This window comes from Lysinibacillus sp. G4S2 (genome assembly GCF_030348505.1).
GTDB lineage: Bacteria > Bacillota > Bacilli > Bacillales_A > Planococcaceae > Lysinibacillus.
Map to the genome: position 1 here is coordinate 3,972,738 of NZ_JAUCFJ010000002.1, position 21,477 is coordinate 3,994,214.

Genomic DNA, 21,477 nt, shown 5'->3' on the forward strand with positions numbered 1-21,477 from the left:
TCCTCTAAATAGTTAATTCAAGACTTTAATCTTATCTTCATTAAAAATCTCTTTATCTAATGACTCCAAGTCATCAATAGAGTCCATGCTTCCAAGTTCTTTTTTAAAGAATCTTGTTATAAACAGCATGTAAATGATTCCGATTATAAGCCAAACGATTCCACCTATAAATGCATCAGCGTGTAAATGATACCAAAGAACTCCAGTAGCTAATGCTCCGAAAGAAGGCATAATTAAGTACTTAAAGGTTTCACTGCCTGATCTCCTTTTCTGACGAATATAGAAAAGAACAATAACAGATTGGTTAACGAATGTGAATGCAATTAATGCCCCAAAGTTAATGACTGAAGCAATTAATTCTAAATTTGGTCCTATTGCAAATAATGATACGATTCCCGTCAAAACAATCGTAAAAACAGGCGTTCTAAATTTAGGGTGTAAGTATCCGAAAGTTTTTTTAGGAAGTACACCATTTCTGCCCATAACAAACAGCAAACGAGATGCACTTGCATGAGATGCAAGTCCTGAAGCTACAGTAGCAGCGAAAGCTCCTGCAATGAAAAGCAGTTGGAATAACTTACCTCCTACATATAAACCAATTTCCGGCAATGTATCATCTACATTTTTGAACACAGAAACATCCGGGAATAATGCTTGTGTAAAATAAGAAGCAATAAAGAAAATACCCCCACCGATTAAAACAGTTAGAAGGATTGCTCTAGGAACTGTTGATGTATCCTTTGCTTCTTCCGTATACATTGTTATTGCGTCGAAACCGATAAACGAGAAAGCTACTACTGTTGCCCCAGTTAAAACGGCTATTAATTTTACATTTTCATGTGATAGTGGATGAATCGTGAATAAAGTACCAGTTCCCATACCGTTATAAAGTTGTACAGAAGCAAGTATTATGAAGATACCTATTAAACAAATCGTGAAAACAACGAGTATAAAGTTTAAGCTGGATGTTGATTCCATACTATAAGCATTAATTGCAGTAACTACAATGACATAAGCAAAAACCCAAATCCAAACAGGTACATTCGGAAACAGAGATTCCATATATATTCGAATAATTAATGCATTAACTAAAGGTAATAATAAATAATCTAATAACGATGCCCATCCTACGAGGAATCCTAGATGAGACCCCATTGTTTCCCGGGTGTATGTATATGCTGAACCAGCAGCCGGGAATACCTGTACCATCTTTCCATAACTAATCGCTGTCAATACCATTACTAACAAGGCGACAAAATAAGCCATTGGTACTACACCATTTGTTAATTTTGATACAATTCCAAACGTATCAAAGACCACTGTAGGCGTCATATATCCTAATCCCAATGCAACAATTGACCAAACACCTAATGACCTTTTGAGCGTAGTGTTATCTGTCATTCATTCATCCATCCTCTTTACATATTTTTAGCTGCTTCATTAATGTTTTAAACTGCGACTAATCAATCTGATCTGTATTGAGCACTGGTGGTTTATGCTTAAGACCTTTTGTCATAAATAATAAATAAATAACACCAATACCCAACCAAATACTACCAAGAGTAATCGAATAAACATCTAGATTGAAAAGCAAACAAGTTGTCAGTACTGCTCCGATTAATGGAAAAATCAAATAGAAGATTATCCCCTTTAAGGAGCGTTCTTTTCGCTTACCGTAATATAAAAATACAACGGATAGATTCACAGCAGTAAATGCAAGTAGGGCGCCAAAGTTAATGAAAGACGCGACAAAGGTTAGACTTAAAAACATTGCAGATAATGATAAAAGACCAATTAATAAAATGTTGTTGACTGGGGTTCTCGTTCTTTTATTTAGTTTTCCAAAAAAATTTTTAGGTAATTGTCCATCTCTTCCCATTGCGTATAATACACGTGCAGCACTTGCTTGAGATGCGGACGCGGAACCAAATACAACCACTGCAGTTTTTGCTAGGAATGCTGCTTGTAAGGCATTCCCGCCTACTAGGAAAGCAATTTCATAGGCAGCAGAATCAGCATCTTTAAAACTCGTATAATCTGGCCAAACATTATGTGCAAGATAAGATACGACTACAAAACATAATCCACCAATTATTGTTACTAAAGATATTGCACGTGGTATGTTTTTCTCCGGATTTTTTACTTCTTCTGAAAAAGTAGAAACTGCATCAAAACCGAGGAAAGAGAAACATAATAGTGCAGCACCAGCAACTATATACTTAAATGACTCCTCGGTATTAATAAAGGGATCAAGGTTAAATAAAATGCCAGTCCCGGTTCCAGTTACTATTGATTTAACTGATAAGATGCAAAAGACAAGTATAAATAATACCGATAAGCCTATTACAATCATGTTGATATTTGCGCTTAACTTTACACCTTTAACATTTACAAACGTCACAAGAACTACTAATGTAAGTATCCAAACATACTGTGGAACTTCAGGTATGGCAGCTGAGAAGAAAATACCAAATAGTAAAAAATTAACCATTGGGATCAAGAGATAATCCATTAAAATTGCCCATCCCACTAAGAAACCAACATGAGAATTAATCGCTTTTTGCGCATAAGTATAGGCAGATCCCGCAATGGGGTATGCTTTTGCCATTTGACCATAACTATGAGCTGTAAACATCATCACAATTAATGCAATTACATACGATCCAGCGACCATACCATGAGATATTTGAGAGGCTATGCCGTATGTGCTAAACACTGTAGTTAAAGCCATAAAGGCCAACCCAGTAACAACAACAGACGTTAAAGAAAGCGATCTAGACAAATTAACAGGATGTTTCATTTTTTCACTCCTCGAATAGTAATAAAAAAATCTTCCCGGTAAAATGATCAATTAACTAAAATAGTAGGATCGTAGACTAATTCACTATCAATTACGCCTTGGCGTAATTGCGTCCGGATTTTGAATTGTGCCCGCACAATTCATTCCTTTGAAAATCCGTGACATCCGCCGGAGGCTTTAGGCCAACATTATGTTGGTCATGCCGTCGTTGCCACAGGACGTGGCCCTTTTAGACGGCGTTCCTCTATTTCAGTAGGTGTTTGGACACCCACTGAAAAGGTACCAAAAATCGCATTCATCTCACCACCTATAGAGGTGGGAGTCTTCTGCTGAATAAAGATAAACAACTTCACCATCCATAATTGTTAACAAAACTTTCGTTTGAAGAATTTCTTTATTTTCTACTTCAAAGAGGTTTTTATCTAGTACAATAATATCTGCTAATTTTCCAACTTCTAATGTACCCAAATCTTTTTCTCTGAATGTGCTGTATGCTGAACCTTTTGTATACGATTTCAACGCTTCTGCGAGTGTTATCTGCTCTTGACTATTCCACTCATAATCACCAGTAAAGTCTAGTCTCGTAATCGCATGGAAAATTTCTTTAAAAGGGTCTAATGTTGCAATTGGATAGTCTGTACCAAGAGCAATATACTCGACTGCGTCGTATAACGTTTTACATAAATACGTATAAGGGTCTTTCTCTTTACCGACACGCAAAGTATGACTTTCTTTTGGCATCAATGCTAGATGAGAAGGCTGTACAGATGGAACAACCCCCAATTCTTTAAATCTCTTAATATCTGTCGGATGAATCACTTCAATATGCTCTAGCGCGTGTCGTGAATCTCTCACACCATTATCCATCCTTGCTGCTTCAAATATATCTAGAGCAAGCCTAACTGCACCATCACCAATTGTGTGGAAGCGAATTTGAAATCCTTCTTTGTCCGCTTTTGTCACCCAGTTTTTGATTGTTTCTACAGGAAAAGCTGTACTCCCTCGTGTTATAGGTTTGTCTAAATAAGGATCTAACATGTATGCGGTATGTCCAGTTACAACGCCATCAATAAACTGCTTAAGTCCTGCAAGCTGTAATTTTTCGGAATTATACTTTTCTCGCAAGCTTATCGCTCTATCTATATCATCATTTAACTCAGGGTAAAGATGAATTCGAGTCGTAAGTTTTCCAGCTTCCTCATATGCCTTATACATATCGAAACTATTTAACTTATCAAAACTACTTGCAAACAAATCATTTACTGATGTAATGCCTAATTGAGCTGATTTTTTTAAGAACTCTTCAAACAATTCTTCTTTTCGTTTATCCGGAAATGCGAGAGCAATATCCACAACTAAATTCATTGCTGTTTCAAGAAGAATTCCTGTGATTTCATTATTTTCATCTTTTTGAATCGTACCATTAGGAGGGTCTTCAGTTTCATTTGTAACCCTTGCATTTTCAAGTGCTAAACTATTAACCCACGAATAATGACCTTCTGCGTGGAAAAGAATAATCGGGCGATTAGGAACTACTTTGTCTAAAGAAAAACGTGTCGGCAAGCATTTCTCTGGCCAATTTGTATGATCCCATCCATAACCTATAATCCACTCATCAGCATGCACGTTTTCCGAGAATTGCTTTACTAAACTAGCAACTTCTTCTTCCGAATGAGCATCCGATAAATTGATACTTGCATGCGTGAAAAGACTACCAAACATGAGATGAAGGTGCGCATCATGAAATCCTGGCATAATGAGTTGGTTGCCATAATGAAATTCCTTCGTGTCTAAACCTATAAATGGTTTTATTTCATCCATCGAACCTACCGCAATGATTTTGTTACCTTTAATCGCAATAGCAGCTGGCTTTGCTTCATTTTCTAAACCTGTAAATACTGCTTCACTCGAAATAACTTTATCAGCGATAACCATTTATAACTCCTCTCTTTACCTAAGATTTACTTCTAATGGAACTCTTATAACAATTAATTGAAAGCGCTTACACAAATAAAGAAGTTAAATAACCGCATTAAACAATGGACATCCACTGTTCGCCTATAAAAATAGGCGAACATAACGGACAAAAGACTCATACTAATTTAAGCTTGTAAACTGGATTTTTCCATTCCAAAAGTGTTGCATATTCTAATGACTCAACATCCCCAGGTAAATAGCCTGGCATTACTTTATTTAATACGTATCCGTTTTTCATTTGGAATGTTAATACAGGATCATATATTTTCCCTTTCATTACCTCTAGTGCATACTCATCTGCACTCATCTGCTCAGCATATTTATAGTAAAAAGGTATACGACCACCTACTAAGATACTTTCTAAGTTAAGTTTCTCACATATTCTTTTTCGGCCATCATACAAATGACGTCCCAATTGTAACCCTCTAAAATCTTCGTGTACTCCAATTTCAATACCATATAGGTTTCTACCATTAGGGTTATGATTTCGAATAAATCCTAAATCACAGATTTGAAAATATGAGTGACTATCTCCGTAATCTTCAAAATTTACAATTAGACTTAAAGCGGTTCCTACAATTTTACCGTTATATTCTAGACAAATTTGACCTTCTGGAAACAACTCAATCTGACTTTCAAAATGCTCATATTTTAATGCCATATCAGGTCCAAAACACTTCATAGAAAGTGCGGCAACTTCAGCAAGATCCTCTTTTAAAATATTGCGGACAACTATTTCTTGTCCATTATTTTTTAAATTTACTTGAGACATAATAAATTCACCCTCTTCTTTTATTGGAATAAAATTTAAGTTTATAACTTTATTAATTGTGTAGACTGTCTCCCATACATTCTTTAGAAACACGGTATGGGAGACATGGAGAATGTAGATAAGTCTACTACAATATATTTAGTTACCTAGATTAGTGACATTTTCTATTATTTTAAATAAATCGATACAAACTTCTTCTCCAAGTACTCCTCAAGTCCGTACCAACCGCCTTCTTTCCCCATTCCACTTTCCTTCATACCACCAAACGGAGCTTGTACAACCACTGGAGCTGGATCATTAATACCAACAATTCCGAACTCTAAAGCACGCATCATTCGTAAGCCTCGACCAATGTCTCGCGTATAACAATAAGCTGCAAGACCATATTCAGGATGGTTTGCTCTTTCAACTACCTCTTCTTCCGTCTTAAATGTATAAATTGGTGCAACTGGTCCAAATGTTTCTTCTGTTGTAATCTTCATATTATCGCTTGCATATTGAATAACTGTGGGCTCAAAGAAGTAACCGCTACCATTATTTAATGTAAATACATTACCACCCGTAATTACTTTACCATCATGTTTCACAGCGTCTTCTACTTGACTTTTCACTTTTTCAAGAGCCACTTTATTAATTACTGGACCGACATTTACGCCATCTTCTAATCCATTTCCTACAACTAATTTAGATACCTTTTCAGCTAACTTTCCTGAGAATTCATCAGCTACAGTTTCTGCTACGTAAATCCGGTTGGTGCTGATGCAAGTTTGACCTGAGTTAATAAACTTAGACACTAAGATACCATTAACTGCTGCGTCAATATCAGCATCTTCAAACACAATATACGGTGCGTGTCCACCAAGCTCCATTGATATTTTCTTCACTGTATCAGACGAATCACGGATAAGTTTTTTCCCCACACGCGTCGAGCCAGTAAATGTGATTTTACGAACGTCTGGGTTACTCGTCATCTCGTTTCCAATTTCTTCAGCTGGGCCAATTACCAGGTTTGCAACTCCAGCAGGTAGTCCAACTTCATGAAAGCATTCGAATACTTTTATCGCTGAAAGAGGAGTTAAGTCAGCCGGTTTTAAAACAATCGTACAACCTGCAGCAAGTGCAGGTGCAATTTTTCTTGTAATCATCGATAACGGGAAATTCCATGGTGTAATAGCTGCACATACCCCAACAGGTTCGCGAATTACCATTAAGTGTTTATCAGCTGCAGATGCAGGAATTGTTTCCCCATAAATTCTCTTAGCTTCCTCTGCATACCATTCTAAATAACCGATCGCACCTGCAACTTCACGAGTAGCATCTGGTAAAGGCTTACCATTTTCAAGTGTAATTGTTTCAGCTAATTCTTTTGTTTTTTCTTTCATCAATTGAACCACTTGAAACAGGTAGTTGCTGCGCTCATTTCCAGTTGTCTTACCCCAGAATTCAAATGCTCTCTTCGCACTTTCGATTGCTTCTTTAGTTTCAGTTTTACCACCTGTAGCAACAGTTCTAATTATTTCTCCTGTCGCAGGATTTGTTACATCCAATTTATTTCCTGTATCTCGCCATTCACCATTTATATAAAGCACTAGAGCACCTCCCCCTTTTTTAACTTTAAACACCACTACTCAACTTACTTTATAGGAATAGTTTAGTTGCGTGTCTGTTTAAAAGCAGTAATCGAATCGTCTATAATTTGAATCATTTTTTCAATTTCTTCTTTGTTAATAATAAGCGGTGGTGCAATTGCCACAATTTGGTTATACGCTCCAAGCGCTCTTAATATTAATTGGCGATTGAAACATGCGTCAACTACCGCGTTTGCTGGGAAAACAGTTGGATCAAACAATTTTCCATTTGTTGGATCTTCATAAAGTTCAAATGCAGCCAACAGACCAATTACTCTGCAATTTGTTACAATACTATGTTTTTCAGCTAAGTAATCTAAACCTTTTTTAAGTTCTTTCTCCATTTCGTTTACGTGGTCAATAATATGATCACGCTCTAGTATTTCAATGTTTTTCAGTCCAATCGCACAAGCAGTCGGATGGCCACTATATGTGAAACCATGTGGGATAACAGCATCGAAGTTAGCAATTGTTTCTCTAATTTCATCATTCATCATGACCCCGCCAAGTTGCGAATAACCACTCGTAATTCCTTTTGCAATTGACATCATATCAGGGACAACATTCCAGTTGCTTACACCAAACATTTTCCCCGTACGACCAAATCCGCAAATAACTTCATCTGCCATGAAAAGGATATTGTGCTCGTCACAGATTTTACGAACTGCTTCTAAGTAACCTTCTGGTGGAATATTAACTCCGCCCGCACCTTGCACAGGTTCAATAATAATTCCGGCAATCGTCTCCGCACCTTCTCTTTCAATTGTTCCACGGATAGAATCTGCATAGTTCGGGTCACTTTTATCACCTAACTCGCTGTTTAATAGGTGGGCTGTTGCACGAACAACTCCTTCTATATTTGATGATGCGAACTTGTGGTATGCTGCAAGACCAGTAGCTGTTTGCGCTCCTATTGTTACACCGTGATAAGCATTCGTTAGCGCAATAATCTTTCTTTTTTCTGATTTCCCTTTAAGCTCCCAGTAGAAACGAGCTAATTTAATTGCTGTATCATTTGATTCTGACCCACCAGAAGTGTAGAATACACTATTTAAATCTCCTGGTGCTAACTCAGCTAATTTTTCAGCAAGTAGAATGGATGGTTCATTTGAGAATCCTTTAAATGATGATGCATACGCGAGGGTAGATAATTGACTATTACCAGCATCTGCAAGTTCTTGATTCCCATGCCCTAAGTTCACGTTCCAAAGCATTGACATCCCGTCGATGTATTCCACATCATCCGTACTTGTAACTGTAACGCCTTTACCTTTAACAAAGATAATAGGCGGTCCATTGTCAATTAAAGCCTTCGGATTTGTAGCTGGATGTAGCAAGTGCTTTTTGTCCAGTTTAGCTAACGCTACAGTTTTTGATTGTTGAGTAATTTTAGTTGTCATTGATAAAACCTCCATTTATAAATTAATATTTGCGATTGGATGGACACACTCTGGTATCAACTAACTTAAAACTGAAATACAGTTCAGAACCAATTTTCTAACTATTCTTAATTATAAAAATAGTATATCTTTACATTTTTATAATGTAAATTATAATATTTATATGACTTCCATATATTTTATGAATACTAAAAGGAGGAGTTATCAAAATGAACCTTCATCGTTTACATTGTTTTATTACAGTAGTTGAGGAAGGTAGCATTACAAAAGCTGCTACTGTACTGCAAATGACTCAACCCCCCTTAAGTATTTTAATTAGAAAATTTGAACAAGAATTAAATGTCACTTTGTTTAATCGTTTAGGTAGATCTCTTGAATTAACACCAAGTGGAGTATTTTTATATGAAAAAGGAAAAGAATTACTTGATTTATCTGAGAATACGGAGAAGCAATTAGTCGAGTTTCATGAAGGAATTAGAGGTACTGTGAAATTGGGTTGTACTACTTCAGCAAATCTATTTATTTTGCCAAATGTTTTAAAAAAAATTCAAAAGGAAACTCCTAACATAGTTACACATGTTCGTGAGGGTAATACATCCTATATTTTAGAAGAATTACGAAGTCATAAAATAGATATTGGAATTGTCCGAACTTCAGTGAGAGCTGAGGACATCCATACTTCATTACTACTAACAGAACCTTTACTTTTAGCTCTTCCACCAAACCATCATCTATGTGAAAAAGATTCTATTGATATTGCAGACTTGAAGAACGAACGATTTCTTTTAAATACAACATCTTATGGATCAGGTGTTGCTGATGATGTGATTGAGGCATGCCAAAAAAGTGGATTTACGCCTAATGTCGTTTACTGGGGGACAGAAACATTACCAACACTTATGATGGTAATGAAAGACGCAGGAATTTGTTTTGTACCTAGCTGTTTCAAGCTACTTAATTCTCCTGATTTACCGGTACTTAGACCACTAGCAAATCCAGTGTTACAAACAAAACTTAATATAATTACACTTAAGGATCGTTACATGACATCAATTTCCAAACGATTTCTTGCGATTACCGAAGAGGTTGCAGAGAAAATGACAAGCATTTTCAATGATTAATGTGATTTAAGTAATGGCCATCAAGTTAAATTACTCGGTAGATAATGCATAATAAGTCAAAATAAGCATTCTCACTTTAACATCAGTTAAGTTAAGATAAGAGTGCTTTAAATTACCACCTGCTAAAAAAACTCGCCCAATACTGAATGGATCGAGTTTTTTTAGCAGGTGGATTTTGTCATGAATGTCCACGACTAAAGTCTTTTTTATCTAAGGCTGAAGCCCTTCTCAAAGCTCTTGTGCTCAAGCACAGTGAATATGGACTAAACTCATTCTTCAATACAGAAAACATCATTCTCATGTTCATTAAATTGTTTCGCAATGTAATTTCTTATAATTTCCTCGTTTACTGTACCAACTGTCACACAAAAGTATCCCATCGCCCATAGATGTTGGTCCCAATATCTTTTTTTATTCAGGAAATTCGTCTTACAACAGTCTTGACGAACTTCCTTTTAGAAATTGCAAGATTTTGCTTGGTGCCAAACTTGGTGGGCATGATAGTAACAAATGAATATGGTCTTTCCCAACACTGCCTTGCAAAATGATGATTCCCCTTACTTTACAACTCCGTCTTATTAGAACTTTTACTCGAATTGTGGTTGGACCACTCAGTATTAAACTACATTTCTCTACTATTCTATCGATATACCATCATCAAGGAAATTCTAGGGTGATGAATCGACACAAAAAAACAAGGCGGTCAGTGTACGGATTAGGTTTTTTATATGTCCATTGTGCTTGATATTATGTGTACATGGCGGACCAGGTCATTATGCGTTACTTTTAGGTATGGCAGACCAATATATAACATCGTGCTACATTCTTTTCAAGTTATACGAAATGTTATTCTATGCTTTTACTAGAGCTTCATTTTTGTATAAAATTTTTCCATCTATAATCGTCATTTCTACTTTTAAATCTTTTATACTATGATTATTTTGACTTAGAATACTGTTATCTAATACTACTAAATCTGCTAATTTCCCTACCTCTAAGCTACCTTTAATATCTTCTTCGAAACTCGCATATGCTCCATTGATCGTATATATTTTTATAGCTTCCAATATTGTAACTTTTTGATTCACTCCAATTTCAGAATTACTGCTACTTATTCGATTGACTGCTGTATGAATGCCTAGTAGAGGATTATAATCCGTAACTGGTGCATCAGAACCACCTGCACATATAATACCTTTATCAATAAAGTCACGTACTGGATACATATAATTAACTCTTTCTCCATAGTTCTTCACATAAATATCTCCGAATTCAAAATGGAAAGGTGGATTTGGAATTGGAATAACACCAAGGTTCTTCATTCTATCTTGTAAATCTGGTGTAGAAATGCCCGCATGCTCAATTCGATGGCGATGATCTTCTCTTGGATGCTCATTAAGCGCCTTTTCTACACAATTCAAATACATTTCAATAGCTCGATCCCCTTGAGCATGTACAGTTATTTGATATCCTTTTTTATGAGCTTCACCTAATACACGATAGATTTCTTCTTCACTATAGTAAAGAATGCCATGATCATTTGGGTTACTTGTATACGGCTCTCTTGTTGCAATAGTAGGACCTGTACTACTTCCATCCGTAAAAATTTTGGCTGGACCAATTTTAAAGCGTTCATCACCCGTACCTGTTAGTACTCCTGCAGATAGCATTTTCCCTACAAATTCATGTGAATTATTTAAAGTACAAATAATTGCATAAACACGAACAGCGATATCCTTATTTTTTACCGCTTCCTGTAAAAGACGATAGGTATCTGTATCAGAAACACCTGCTTCATGGATACTAGTAATACCTGCTTGAACAAAATGATCAGAGGCTATTTTCATCGCTTGTCTTAACTCAACCTCTGTATATTTAGCAATTTCATTCATTCGCATATTCGCTTTTTCAATTAATTTACCTGTTAATGCACCATTAGTATCTCGCTCAATTATTCCCCCATCAGGATTGCTTGTATTAGCATCAATTTCGGCTAATTCTAATGCTTTACTGTTTACAATAGAAATATGACCACAAGTACGAGTAATCATAATCGGATGTTCTGTAGAAATTTCATCTAGCTCCTTAATAGATAAGTAACGATTTTCTTTTATTGTCGTTTCATTAAAGCCCCACGCTCGAATCCATTGACCTTTAGGAACAGTTTGAACTTTTTTTCGTAATTCCTGTTTTATGTCCTCATTTGAAGTAATATTATGAGCCTTGCAACTAATAGCTAGTTGGTTTAATCCATACATAACTAAATGAATATGAGCATCTATAAACCCTGGTAGCAATGATTTTCCGCACAAATCAATAATTTCTGTTTTACTGTCTATCAGTTGCTGTACCTCTAAGGTAGAACCTACAAAAATAATACGATTTTCCTTAATTGCAACAGCTTCTTCAATTCGAGAATCTGCATCCATTGTAATAACTTCACCATTTATAAATACTAAATCTGCTTTCATTTGTTACATCCTCCTTCGACTCTTTGAATTCATCTAATAAATATCAGCGGGTGTGTTGATTAACCATTTTTATACATTTAAATTAATTCGAAGAGGCTGATTCCGCTACGGGCCAATCGCTTTCCTGCGAGTGAGCGCCGAGCCGCTTCCTCCTCTGGTGTTGTCGCTGCTGCTTCGTTAACACTCCGCTTTCGCACAGATAAAACATTGCTGTCGCTACGTTAGCACTACGCTTTCCACAGAAAACATTCGCTCGTGCAGGGTCTCGTCTTTCTCGATTTCCTGCGGAGACGCTACAATCAGTTTTAGATTGGAATACATTAGCGAAATAGCCACTAAAAAACCCTTATATATCGGACAATAATTTTATTGCTAAATTTAATAGAGATAAAACTCTATTTTCTAAACCAGGTGTAATAATAGAACGCTGGAAAAACAATGAAGAATACAAACACAAGATGAATTGTATAGAAAGGTAGAGTAATTGCATTTTTACGAAGACTTTTTTCATTTTTTGCAGATAGAATGACCATGAAGCCACCCGGAAGAATATAAAAACCATTAGTACTAATTATAACAGTAGAAATAAACTATGGATTACTCAAACCTTGATTGCCAAACACTTCAAAAGTCTGTTGTCAAATCCATTATTTAATCGAGAATGTCTACAGTCTGAGCTAGTTAAGGTAAATCCCTTTTACATTCACCACTTATTAACAACCGTAACACCCATATTTGCATAAGTCCCCATAGATTCAATTACACTTGCCGCTTCTTCTATAGATATTGTTTGAGTTACTAAATCTTTAGGACTTAAAATTCCATTTTCAATCATTCGTAACATTTGAGGAAATTTTGGTGCTTGCATACCATAAGAGCCAACAATCTGTATTTCATTAATGACCATAAGATCAATAGGAACGGGGATCATTCCTTTTTCATTACTGGTCGTTAATCCTATTTGTAAATGGCGTCCTCTTTTAGCTAAACTATTGATAGCTGACTGACAAGTTTCAGTTATTCCAAGAGCATCCACTGACACGTGTGCCCCGCCTTTTGTTAATTCTTTAATCAACTCAGCAGCATTTTCTTTTTTTGAATTAACTGTGGCTACAGCACCTAATTTCTTTGCAAAAGCTAATTTTTCATCATCAATATCAACTGCTATAGCGTGTGCTCCTAGGGCTGTAATGATTTGAATTGCAGAAAGGCCAACTCCCCCACAACCATGGACAGCAACCCATTCACCCGGTCTTACCTGTGCTTGATCAGTAACCCCGTGAAATGCCGTCATAAATCGACATCCAATACCAGCTGCCTCAACAAAGTCAATATTTTCTGGTAAAATTACTAGATTAGTATCAGCATTAGGGATATGAACAAATTTTCCGTATCCACCCCACATGGTGATACCAGGTAACGTAATGTTATCGCAAACATTATGGTGTCCAGCTTGACACATAGGACATGTGCCATCACCTTGAGTAAAAGGAACAATTACTCTGTCGCCTTTCTTGAATCTTGTCACATCTTTCCCAACATCCTCTATGACACCACAAAATTCGTGTCCCATTATATGAGGAAGAGGAGTCTCAACTCCTAGCCAATTCCAATGCCCTAACCAGCTGTGCCAATCACTCCTGCAAACTCCGTTAGCTTCAACACGAACAATTACACCATCTGCTGTGTTGGTTGGATCTGGCATGTTTCTAACAACTAACGGCTTACCGATTTCTTCTAAGACAAGTGCTCTCATAAAATCCCCGCCTTTTATGTTTTCTTTACTTTAACAGGAATCAGAAATTTCTGGCATCTATCATATAGTTAAAATAAGAGAGTATGTTTTTTAACATTATGTCCATTGTGAAATCAAAGAGAATAGTTTACCAAGTAGAATGTCAAACCTAGCCAATAATGATATAGATTATCGTAAAGTAAAATCAAATCGAAGTGTTGAAAATGCACAAAGAAAATACATGAAGTTATCGAAAAAGGAACTGGTGCAACGGCTGTTCCTTGCGGAGCAATACATTGCAAAAAATAATTCCAAATGGGTGGCTAATTATTTTGAAATGCTTAAGTAGGCGGTACAGGAAAGCATCCCCAAACCTTCTTCAACTAACTGAGCAGGTAGGTCGTGCGAAATGTTCCTAGTTTAAATGGATGATGGTTACATCAATCTGGTAAAGGCTAGGCAGTTCCTTTCGGAATTGAAGGGTTATATCGAAGAATCAAATGAAGAGGTAACGCTCAGAAGGGTTCTCTCTTAGTCGAATAGCACTTGATTTAGTAAGAATGAAAGTGTTATAAGCTCGGCGAAAAGGCGTGAGAATTTACCGTAACAGTTCGGCTGACGAAAGCCTACCCGCGGGGGTGGTGTAAATCATGATGCTTGAGTTGAATGAATATGGTGAGAATGCTAATAAACCTACAATAAAAGGTTAAGCTGACGAACTTCTGAATGTACGGGTCTATACCTGCGATACATAGAAATGTGTATATCACCAAATTGTGAGGTTAGCTGTGGATGAGTAAAAATAACTAATATGAAAATCCATGATACGTTACAGGCGTATGAATACTAACAGGCTTAGAGGAAGCACCTAAGTTCATTCCATAATAGATATAATTCAACGTTGTAAGCTGATAACGTGGAGGACTTACTTCCATTGAAACGGTGGCAAGGAAAACATTAATGATAATAATTACTGTATAACATGTCTTAATATCAGTGAAAGTGGTGGCACAGTACCAAGGAAATGTCTAATACACATGGAGGGATAGCCACTAGACTAATAAAGATTTATTCAACCAAGTAAGGCAGTTCTTTATCGGTTAATAAGGTTCTTGTGAGACTAAAAGAGGTTTAACTCCGAAAGGAGTCACCAACTTATTGAAACGGAAGAAATTGAGACACAATGAGTATTATAGCATGCAAGATTGTTTTGATACACTTTATACTCAAAGTGTCAGTGGTCATCACTTCTATGACTTAACAGAATTAATGAGTTCTAAAGACAATATACGTCTAGCCTACCGAAACATCAAAAGAAATACAGGTAGTAAAACTGCGGGAACTGATAAATTAACAATTAATGATATCTTGCATTTAACTGTGGAAGATGTAATAGCAAGAGTTCAAGCTATGTTTAAATGGTATGAACCACAGCCAGTAAGACGGGTTCTTATTCCTAAAGGAAAGGATAAAACTAGACCTTTGGGGATACCAACGATTTGGGATAGAATCTTTCAACAATGCATACTTCAAATTTTAGAGCCAATTTGCGAAGCAAAATTCCATAAACATAGTTATGGGTTTAGACCGAATCGCAGCACTCATCATGCGAAAGCTAGACTTGAGTTCCTTATCAATCAAACTGGGCTTCATCATTGTGTTGATGTAGATATTAAGGGTTTCTTTGATAATGTTAATCATAGTAAGCTTTTAAAACAAATGTGGTCTCTAGGCATAAGGGATAAATCACTCCTTTCTATTATATCTAGGCTATTAAAAGCAGAGATTGAAGGAGAGGGTATTCCTACAAAAGGTACTCCGCAAGGAGGAATTCTGTCACCGTTATTATCCAACATTGTATTAAATGAATTGGATTGGTGGGTTAGTAACCAATGGGAAACGTTTGAAAGCAGATATACATACTCCACCAATGGCAGTAAATATCAGCATTTAAAGAAAACAGCTTTAAAAGAGTGCTTCATCGTCCGATATGCGGACGATTTTAAAGTAATGTGCCGAACTAGGTCAAACGCAATAAAAATGAACTACGCACTGAAAGACTTCTTGAGAATAAGGCTTCATTTGGAGTTAAGTGAAGAAAAATCAAAGGTTGTTAATTTAAAGAAAAACTCATCAGAGTTTCTAGGCTTTTCAATAAAAGCTATAAGAAAGGGTAAGACCAGATTTGGTTATGTAGCAAAGTCTGATATGTCGAAAAAGGCTAAAGCAAATGCTTTCCAAAAGATAAAAGAAGCCATAAGGGTAATCAAGAGAAAGCCTTGTATTCAGACAGTTTGGAATTTTAATACCGTTGTGATGGGAATCCAAAACTATTACTCAGCTGCAACTCAAATTACAATTAATCTGAATGAGTTAAATCTCCATCTACGCAAGACGTTATACAATCAATTAAAGAATATTAGAACCGAGGCGAGGTTCCATGAGATGACTAAGACTTTACAGAAGAGGTACAAGGGATACGAGGCTAAACTGTATAAGATACAGAACATGGTTTTTGTCCCTATCCATGCACAACGATGGGGAAAGACACTATGTTTTTCACAAATAATTTGTAATTTTACAGTCGAAGGAAGAGCAAAAATTCATAATAGCCTAAAGGCTATCAATAAAAATACTCTTTCTCACATCATGAGAAACTACATTCCAAATAGATCTATTGAGTACAACGACAACAGAATCAGTAAGTTCATTGCCCAGTATGGCAAATGCGCCATTTTAGGTGAAGAATTAGGTATTAATGATTGGCATTGTCATCATATTAATCCGTTTAACATTTCAAAAGATGATAGTTATTCGAACTTAATAATTTTGAATAAGGCTATACATCAACTTATACATTTGAAAGACCAGGCAAAAATTAAAACGCTCTTAAAAGCTGTAAAGCTTTCGAATAAGCAAATAGTAAAAGTAAATAATTTACGACTGAAATGTAACAATGAAATAATCTAATAATGGAAGAAAAGCACTCGTCTGCTTAAGATATAGAAAGAATAAATTGGATTAGTTGGAACGCCGTATGCGATGAAAGTCGCACGTACGGTGTGAACAGGGGGAAAAGCTGGCGATAACTTCAAAAGCTTACCTATCTGTATCAATAAGGAATTTAAATTTTATAACGAATTTAATATTAGTTTCGGTGAACCGTATCAAAAATAAGTGAGGTGTACTTGAAATATAGGAAAGCGCCGTTCTAGACTAGTGCTTTTTGTGTTGCTTTAAATTAAAGAAATTTATGGTAATAATACTTCTTGCATCAATTTAGATTTTTAGTTAGAATGGTAGATAGTTAGATAATCTAATTAAAAGGTGATTAAATGACAAAATTTAAAAAAATGTCCACTAACGAAGATGATTTACCAGTATTAGGCCTAGAGCCGTATATTGAGCTGATTCAAACAACTTCTTCGGGTAATACGGATCAAGAAAATGCAAAATTAGGATTAATGTTGTTGTGGTTAAGTGACTACGTTTTAGATGTAATGGATATTGAGCTCGCTCCTTTCGGAATTACAGAAAGTAAATTAGACTTACTAATATTACTTACACTACATGGTGAAAGACGAGCGACTCCTTCTGCTATAGCTGAACGATTAGGGATTACGAGGGCATCGGCAACTTCAATGATAGATTGGTTAGAAAAGAGAAATCTTACCGTACGAAATCATAGTAAAGAAGATCGTAGGAAAATTTATGTGAGTTTAACAGATGAAGGTCGTACTTTTGTTGCTGAGATTTTGCCAACTTATTGGTCATCTTGTGCTTCTAACATGATTGATTTGGAACCCGATGAACGAAAAGTCTTTGAGAAGCTGGTTAATAAATTAATAAAATCTATACAAAGAAGACTTGAGGTGGAACGTTAAACTGTAGCTTCGTTGATGCAGTTTAATTTTTTTAATCATTTAATTAGATTGTCTAACTATAAGTTAATCAAATTAAAAAGGGTGATTTATTGTATGAACAAAGCAATTACAGGAAACCAAGCAAATTATTCTCTGATGACAATTATTTTATCTTGGTCAGGGATGGTAGTCATGTCTAGTTTATATTTAACAATACCTCTTATTAGTCTTTTCAGTGATTATTTTCATATTTCATTATCCAAAGCAGGCATCACTTCAAGTATTTTTTCACTTGGATTTGCTACAGGATGTTTTTTCTATGGAGCTATATCAGAAAAATATGGACGAAAAAATGTGATTGTTATGGGACTTTTTTCATTAAGTATTATAACGTTGCTACTAGGAATGGTTAATGATTTTTCTTTAATTCTACTACTAAGAGGGTTACAGGGACTTGCGGCGGCTACATTTTCACCAGTAGCACTTGCATATACTCTTGAGGTATTTCCAAATGATAAAAAAGTAGGAGCAGTTGGTTTTATAAGCACAGGATTTCTTGTAGCTGGAATTGTAGGTCAGGTATTTAGCGGATATGTTAGTGAACATACTCATTGGCATGTAATATTTTATGTTCTTTCTATAGTATATATTTTTACTGCCTTCCTAGTATCGTGGTTTTTACCAAAAGGAGTGGCTCATAACCAAACCAAAAATATATGGGAGCCCATGAAAAAGATCGGTACTATTTTTACCAATGGAAATTTACTATTCAGTTATATGATTGCATTCGTTCTATTAATGTCTTTTGTCAGTATGTATATTATTCTGGGTGAGTATCTTACGAGTGCTTCATTTGGAATGAGTAGTCAGAAACTAATTTACATTCGATCTTTAGGTATTTTAGGAATGATAATGTCACCTTTTGCAGGAAAATTAGCAAAACGATTCAATGTGTTGTTTGTACTTAAAGTTGCCTTGACTCTTTCGATTATCGCACTAATCATGATGAGCGTTATTTCAAACATAATTGGTTTAACCATCATTAGTATCCTATTTGTTAGTGGAATTGCTCTTGCTGTCCCTTCATTAGTGACACTTGTTAGTCAATTAGGCTGGAATATGGGTGGCATTGCAGTCTCTATGTACACGGTTATTTTATTTGCTGGAACAAGTGTTGCGCCCATTATATCTGTTTACTTTATGAAAACAGGTAGCTTTACAGTAGCATTCATTCTCCTTGCTACAACACTTAGTATCGGATTAGTTTCTGCAATGATGATAAAAATGCAAACTAAGAAAATCCTAAATTGATTATTGATGGACTATTAGCATCAAAAAGCATCTTCTCAAATTTTAGAACGATGCTTTTTTAGTAGTTGTTCCATATAGCCATCTTTTACCTCTTAGTCATTCGAGTGAAACGGCAACATTAGTAATACAAAATAGTACTACTAACAAATGAGAGTGTGGGATAAATAAAAAGTGTGTAGTAAGATCGTTGTGTCTTTGAAATAAAATCGTACTGTTTGAAAAAGATGTACTGTTAAAAAATTATTTATACTAGAAAAGGCTACTTCTGGTTTAAAGCAGTCTTCTTTAACTAACGGAGGCTTTACTCCAATAAGAAGTAGAGCCTTTTTCTTATTAAATTAACGAAACATTTTAGTACAAGAATATTGTTTTATCTAAAGTAAATACTACTTTTTAAAAAGTAGGGATTAGATGAAAAAGATATCAGTATTATTTTTATTGTTATTAATTAGTTTAACAACTGTTTTATATGTAACTTGGAAAAGACCGCAGATAGCAGAGAATGTCAGTGCCGAAGAAATACATTCCGATTTTTATGATGTATTATTGGTGTTATTAGACCCATATGCAAGAAACGTGATTAATAAGGAATATCCAAGTCGTAGTTATGCACTTTGGGATGCAGAAATATTAGAAATTAAACGACTAACTGGAGGATATTCTCAGTATGATTTTACTGTGAAAGTAAAATATGATACGTATACAGGTCCTTTTAATCCACCTGAAGGTCCTATTACATTAACCTTTCATGTAACAACAGAAGGGGTTTCAGTAAAAGAAATTCAAAAGTAAGTCCTTATAAAGTTTTCTACCTTATTCATCTAACAGGGGCGTTAGTTGAACAACAGAAAACATTCTGTAGTGGTAAATGAGGTCATTTGTTGTACAAAAAAGGATAGATGAATACAGGTATTTTAATCCTGTTCATCTATCCTCTGTTTTTCTCATTAAAATGTGTGACATTATATTTTCATACATTTTCGTGCTGTTTCTACATAACCGAATTCGCTTAAGATTAATTGCCATTCTGCCTCTGAAAGAAAGTTTTGAATAAGCGTAAAAATCGTGTTATTCTAGTTCAAGAGAGATTCCTCATTTCGTAATTGTTTGTGTGGTAACTAACATTTTACATGAGAATCTCTCTTTTTGCATAATTTTCATTGGAAGAAATTGGATAATAAACATGCGTGAACAATTAGTTATTTTTGTCACTATTTTATAAGGTCTTACTACGTTCAAACTCGTACTTCTCCCACGTTAATCGTAATGATGAGAAGTTTTATTCCAATATCTTTAAAGTCTTACTTATTTCCAATTGGCTTTAATAATTCTACTGGAAACCAGCTAACTTTCGAATCCGATTCATTCTTTACATATAGATAACCATTAATTTCAGTACCTAGCGATGAAAAAACACTTCCCTTTAAATACATTCTGTTATCATCAGCTCGAACGTATCCTTCTAATGGACTAAGTTGCGCTCGTGTATCCTCTGTTAGCTCATAACGCACGCCTTCTTTTCTTTTTATCGTTTCAGCTATTTTAATATCTGTACCAGGATATTCTACACACATTTCTCTTACATCTGCATCAGCAAAACAATAAGAAAGTACTTGGCCGTTATTTAAGAAAGAAATCTTGACTGCTTCATCATTAAGTTTTTCATCTTTATTGAAATATATTCCGTATCTCATAAAGTCAATATTTCGGTCACGATTAATATAAAGATAAGTTGGATTTTGATAGAAAGATGCACGAATTTTTATTGGTACTTCTTTGAATACTACTAAATCCGTTGCTTGTACCCGATATTGCCCCATCTGATAGAATGTTTTACCATCATATTTTTCAATATCATACGTTTTAAAGAAGTTATTTCGCTTGACCACTAATGAATCAAACGTACCATTTGGATTTCTCTTGTATACCTTGATGTCTTTTTTAAAGGTCATTTTTCCTGTTTGCTCTTTTACAACTTCTGCTCCATCATACATCACTTTCGCATCTGATATTGTTGGATTAACTACTGCTAATACTGATGCTGCTAGTAACATAATAAAAAACTTTTTCATTATTCTCTCCCTACTCAGCTTTTCAGAAAACAATCCAATAACTGGCTCTTCAACCAAAAATCCGCGTTTTTTTATTAAAGATTAAAGAACAATAAAAACATTATTTTGTCTAATTAAATCAAGATGTTGAGCAATTTCGGCTCGAATGGAAATAATATCAATTTCACTCATATACATCACCTTATTAAATATTATTTATTACGATATTGGCTTATGTTTTTGTTTAAAATAAATAAAAATGTTATAATTAGGGATACAAAATAAAGGTTTCAAGGGTGGTCGGCACATCCTCTTACTTTGCTTTTGCAAAGGGAAAGGAGGTGATGT

The 21,477-nt window shown here is 35.3% G+C and carries 16 protein-coding genes; 5 read left to right on the forward strand and 11 right to left on the reverse strand.

Annotated elements, in window-relative coordinates; genetic code table 11:
• Positions 1–12 precede the first annotated feature (12 nt).
• The 6 genes from QUF91_RS20215 to QUF91_RS20240 form a co-directional block, all read right to left on the reverse strand.
• Positions 13–1,401 (reverse strand): APC family permease, encoded by a 1,389-nt coding sequence (locus QUF91_RS20215; RefSeq protein ID WP_289419156.1) that lies wholly within the window; start codon positions 1,399–1,401, stop codon positions 13–15.
• Between the two features lie 58 nt (positions 1,402–1,459).
• Positions 1,460–2,800: an APC family permease gene (locus QUF91_RS20220; protein ID WP_285395965.1), complete on the reverse strand. Its 1,341-nt coding sequence runs from the start codon at positions 2,798–2,800 to the stop codon at positions 1,460–1,462.
• 300 nt (positions 2,801–3,100) lie between these two features.
• On the reverse strand, positions 3,101–4,735 hold the full coding sequence (locus QUF91_RS20225) for an amidohydrolase (protein ID WP_289419157.1): 1,635 nt from the start codon (positions 4,733–4,735) through the stop codon (positions 3,101–3,103).
• 157 nt (positions 4,736–4,892) lie between these two features.
• Positions 4,893–5,549, reverse strand: coding sequence for a GNAT family N-acetyltransferase (locus tag QUF91_RS20230; RefSeq protein WP_285395967.1), 657 nt, complete (start codon positions 5,547–5,549; stop codon positions 4,893–4,895).
• Between the two features lie 167 nt (positions 5,550–5,716).
• The gene (locus QUF91_RS20235) at positions 5,717–7,138 is read right to left on the reverse strand and encodes an NAD-dependent succinate-semialdehyde dehydrogenase (protein ID WP_289419158.1); all 1,422 of its coding nucleotides are present in this window, start codon (positions 7,136–7,138) and stop codon (positions 5,717–5,719) included.
• A 62-nt stretch (positions 7,139–7,200) separates the two neighbouring features.
• Entirely contained in the window at positions 7,201–8,577 is a 1,377-nt protein-coding gene (locus tag QUF91_RS20240; protein ID WP_289419159.1) for an aminotransferase family protein, read from the reverse strand.
• 209 nt (positions 8,578–8,786) lie between these two features.
• Between QUF91_RS20240 and QUF91_RS20245 the strand changes: the two genes are divergently transcribed.
• Positions 8,787–9,698 carry a LysR family transcriptional regulator gene (locus QUF91_RS20245; RefSeq protein ID WP_285395970.1) on the forward strand — a complete coding sequence of 304 codons (912 nt, stop codon included), beginning with the start codon at positions 8,787–8,789 and terminating at the stop codon, positions 9,696–9,698.
• Between the two features lie 269 nt (positions 9,699–9,967).
• Here the strand turns inward: QUF91_RS20245 and QUF91_RS28180 are convergent, their stop codons facing one another.
• From QUF91_RS28180 to QUF91_RS20255, 4 genes are all read right to left on the reverse strand, one after another.
• Complete coding sequence (locus QUF91_RS28180; protein WP_350224341.1) at positions 9,968–10,078, reverse strand: hypothetical protein; 111 nt, start codon at positions 10,076–10,078, stop codon at positions 9,968–9,970.
• A 49-nt stretch (positions 10,079–10,127) separates the two neighbouring features.
• Entirely contained in the window at positions 10,128–10,346 is a 219-nt protein-coding gene (locus QUF91_RS28185; protein WP_350224342.1) for a transposase, read from the reverse strand.
• Positions 10,347–10,549: 203 nt separating this feature from the next.
• Positions 10,550–12,169: an amidohydrolase gene (locus QUF91_RS20250; RefSeq protein ID WP_289419160.1), complete on the reverse strand. Its 1,620-nt coding sequence runs from the start codon at positions 12,167–12,169 to the stop codon at positions 10,550–10,552.
• A gap of 703 nt (positions 12,170–12,872) precedes the next feature.
• On the reverse strand, positions 12,873–13,925 hold the full coding sequence (locus QUF91_RS20255) for a zinc-dependent alcohol dehydrogenase family protein (RefSeq protein ID WP_289419161.1): 1,053 nt from the start codon (positions 13,923–13,925) through the stop codon (positions 12,873–12,875).
• A 1,137-nt stretch (positions 13,926–15,062) separates the two neighbouring features.
• On the opposite strand from QUF91_RS20255, the gene ltrA reads away from it, so the two are divergent.
• The 4 genes from ltrA (at position 15,063) to QUF91_RS20275 (ending at position 19,870) form a co-directional block, all read left to right on the forward strand.
• On the forward strand, positions 15,063–16,874 hold the full coding sequence (ltrA, locus tag QUF91_RS20260) for a group II intron reverse transcriptase/maturase (RefSeq protein ID WP_483308072.1): 1,812 nt from the start codon (positions 15,063–15,065) through the stop codon (positions 16,872–16,874).
• Positions 16,875–17,239: 365 nt separating this feature from the next.
• Complete coding sequence (locus tag QUF91_RS20265) at positions 17,240–17,788, forward strand: MarR family winged helix-turn-helix transcriptional regulator (RefSeq protein ID WP_289419162.1); 549 nt, start codon at positions 17,240–17,242, stop codon at positions 17,786–17,788.
• 93 nt (positions 17,789–17,881) lie between these two features.
• Entirely contained in the window at positions 17,882–19,078 is a 1,197-nt protein-coding gene (locus QUF91_RS20270) for an MFS transporter (RefSeq protein WP_289419163.1), read from the forward strand.
• 411 nt (positions 19,079–19,489) lie between these two features.
• The gene (locus tag QUF91_RS20275) at positions 19,490–19,870 is read left to right on the forward strand and encodes a DUF3888 domain-containing protein (RefSeq protein ID WP_289419164.1); all 381 of its coding nucleotides are present in this window, start codon (positions 19,490–19,492) and stop codon (positions 19,868–19,870) included.
• Between the two features lie 509 nt (positions 19,871–20,379).
• Here QUF91_RS20275 and QUF91_RS20280 read toward each other — a convergent pair.
• On the reverse strand, positions 20,380–21,150 hold the full coding sequence (locus QUF91_RS20280) for a hypothetical protein (protein ID WP_289419165.1): 771 nt from the start codon (positions 21,148–21,150) through the stop codon (positions 20,380–20,382).
• Positions 21,151–21,477 lie beyond the last annotated feature (327 nt).

Excerpts from the sequence above, each read along its gene's own strand:
- QUF91_RS20220 (WP_285395965.1), bottom strand. The coding sequence starts at position 2,800 with ATGAAACATCCTGTTAATTTGTCTAGATCGCTTTCTTTAACGTCTGTT.
- QUF91_RS20250 (WP_289419160.1), bottom strand. The coding sequence starts at position 12,169 with ATGAAAGCAGATTTAGTATTTATAAATGGTGAAGTTATTACAATGGAT.
- QUF91_RS20245 (WP_285395970.1), top strand. The coding sequence starts at position 8,787 with ATGAACCTTCATCGTTTACATTGTTTTATTACAGTAGTTGAGGAAGGT.
- QUF91_RS20230 (WP_285395967.1), bottom strand. The coding sequence starts at position 5,549 with ATGTCTCAAGTAAATTTAAAAAATAATGGACAAGAAATAGTTGTCCGC.
- QUF91_RS20240 (WP_289419159.1), bottom strand. The coding sequence starts at position 8,577 with ATGACAACTAAAATTACTCAACAATCAAAAACTGTAGCGTTAGCTAAA.
- QUF91_RS20255 (WP_289419161.1), bottom strand. The coding sequence starts at position 13,925 with ATGAGAGCACTTGTCTTAGAAGAAATCGGTAAGCCGTTAGTTGTTAGA.
- QUF91_RS28180 (WP_350224341.1), bottom strand. The coding sequence starts at position 10,078 with ATGGGATACTTTTGTGTGACAGTTGGTACAGTAAACGAGGAAATTATA.
- QUF91_RS20265 (WP_289419162.1), top strand. The coding sequence starts at position 17,240 with ATGACAAAATTTAAAAAAATGTCCACTAACGAAGATGATTTACCAGTA.
- QUF91_RS20280 (WP_289419165.1), bottom strand. The coding sequence starts at position 21,150 with ATGAAAAAGTTTTTTATTATGTTACTAGCAGCATCAGTATTAGCAGTA.
- QUF91_RS20275 (WP_289419164.1), top strand. The coding sequence starts at position 19,490 with ATGAAAAAGATATCAGTATTATTTTTATTGTTATTAATTAGTTTAACA.
- QUF91_RS20225 (WP_289419157.1), bottom strand. The coding sequence starts at position 4,735 with ATGGTTATCGCTGATAAAGTTATTTCGAGTGAAGCAGTATTTACAGGT.
- QUF91_RS20215 (WP_289419156.1), bottom strand. The coding sequence starts at position 1,401 with ATGACAGATAACACTACGCTCAAAAGGTCATTAGGTGTTTGGTCAATT.
- QUF91_RS20270 (WP_289419163.1), top strand. The coding sequence starts at position 17,882 with ATGAACAAAGCAATTACAGGAAACCAAGCAAATTATTCTCTGATGACA.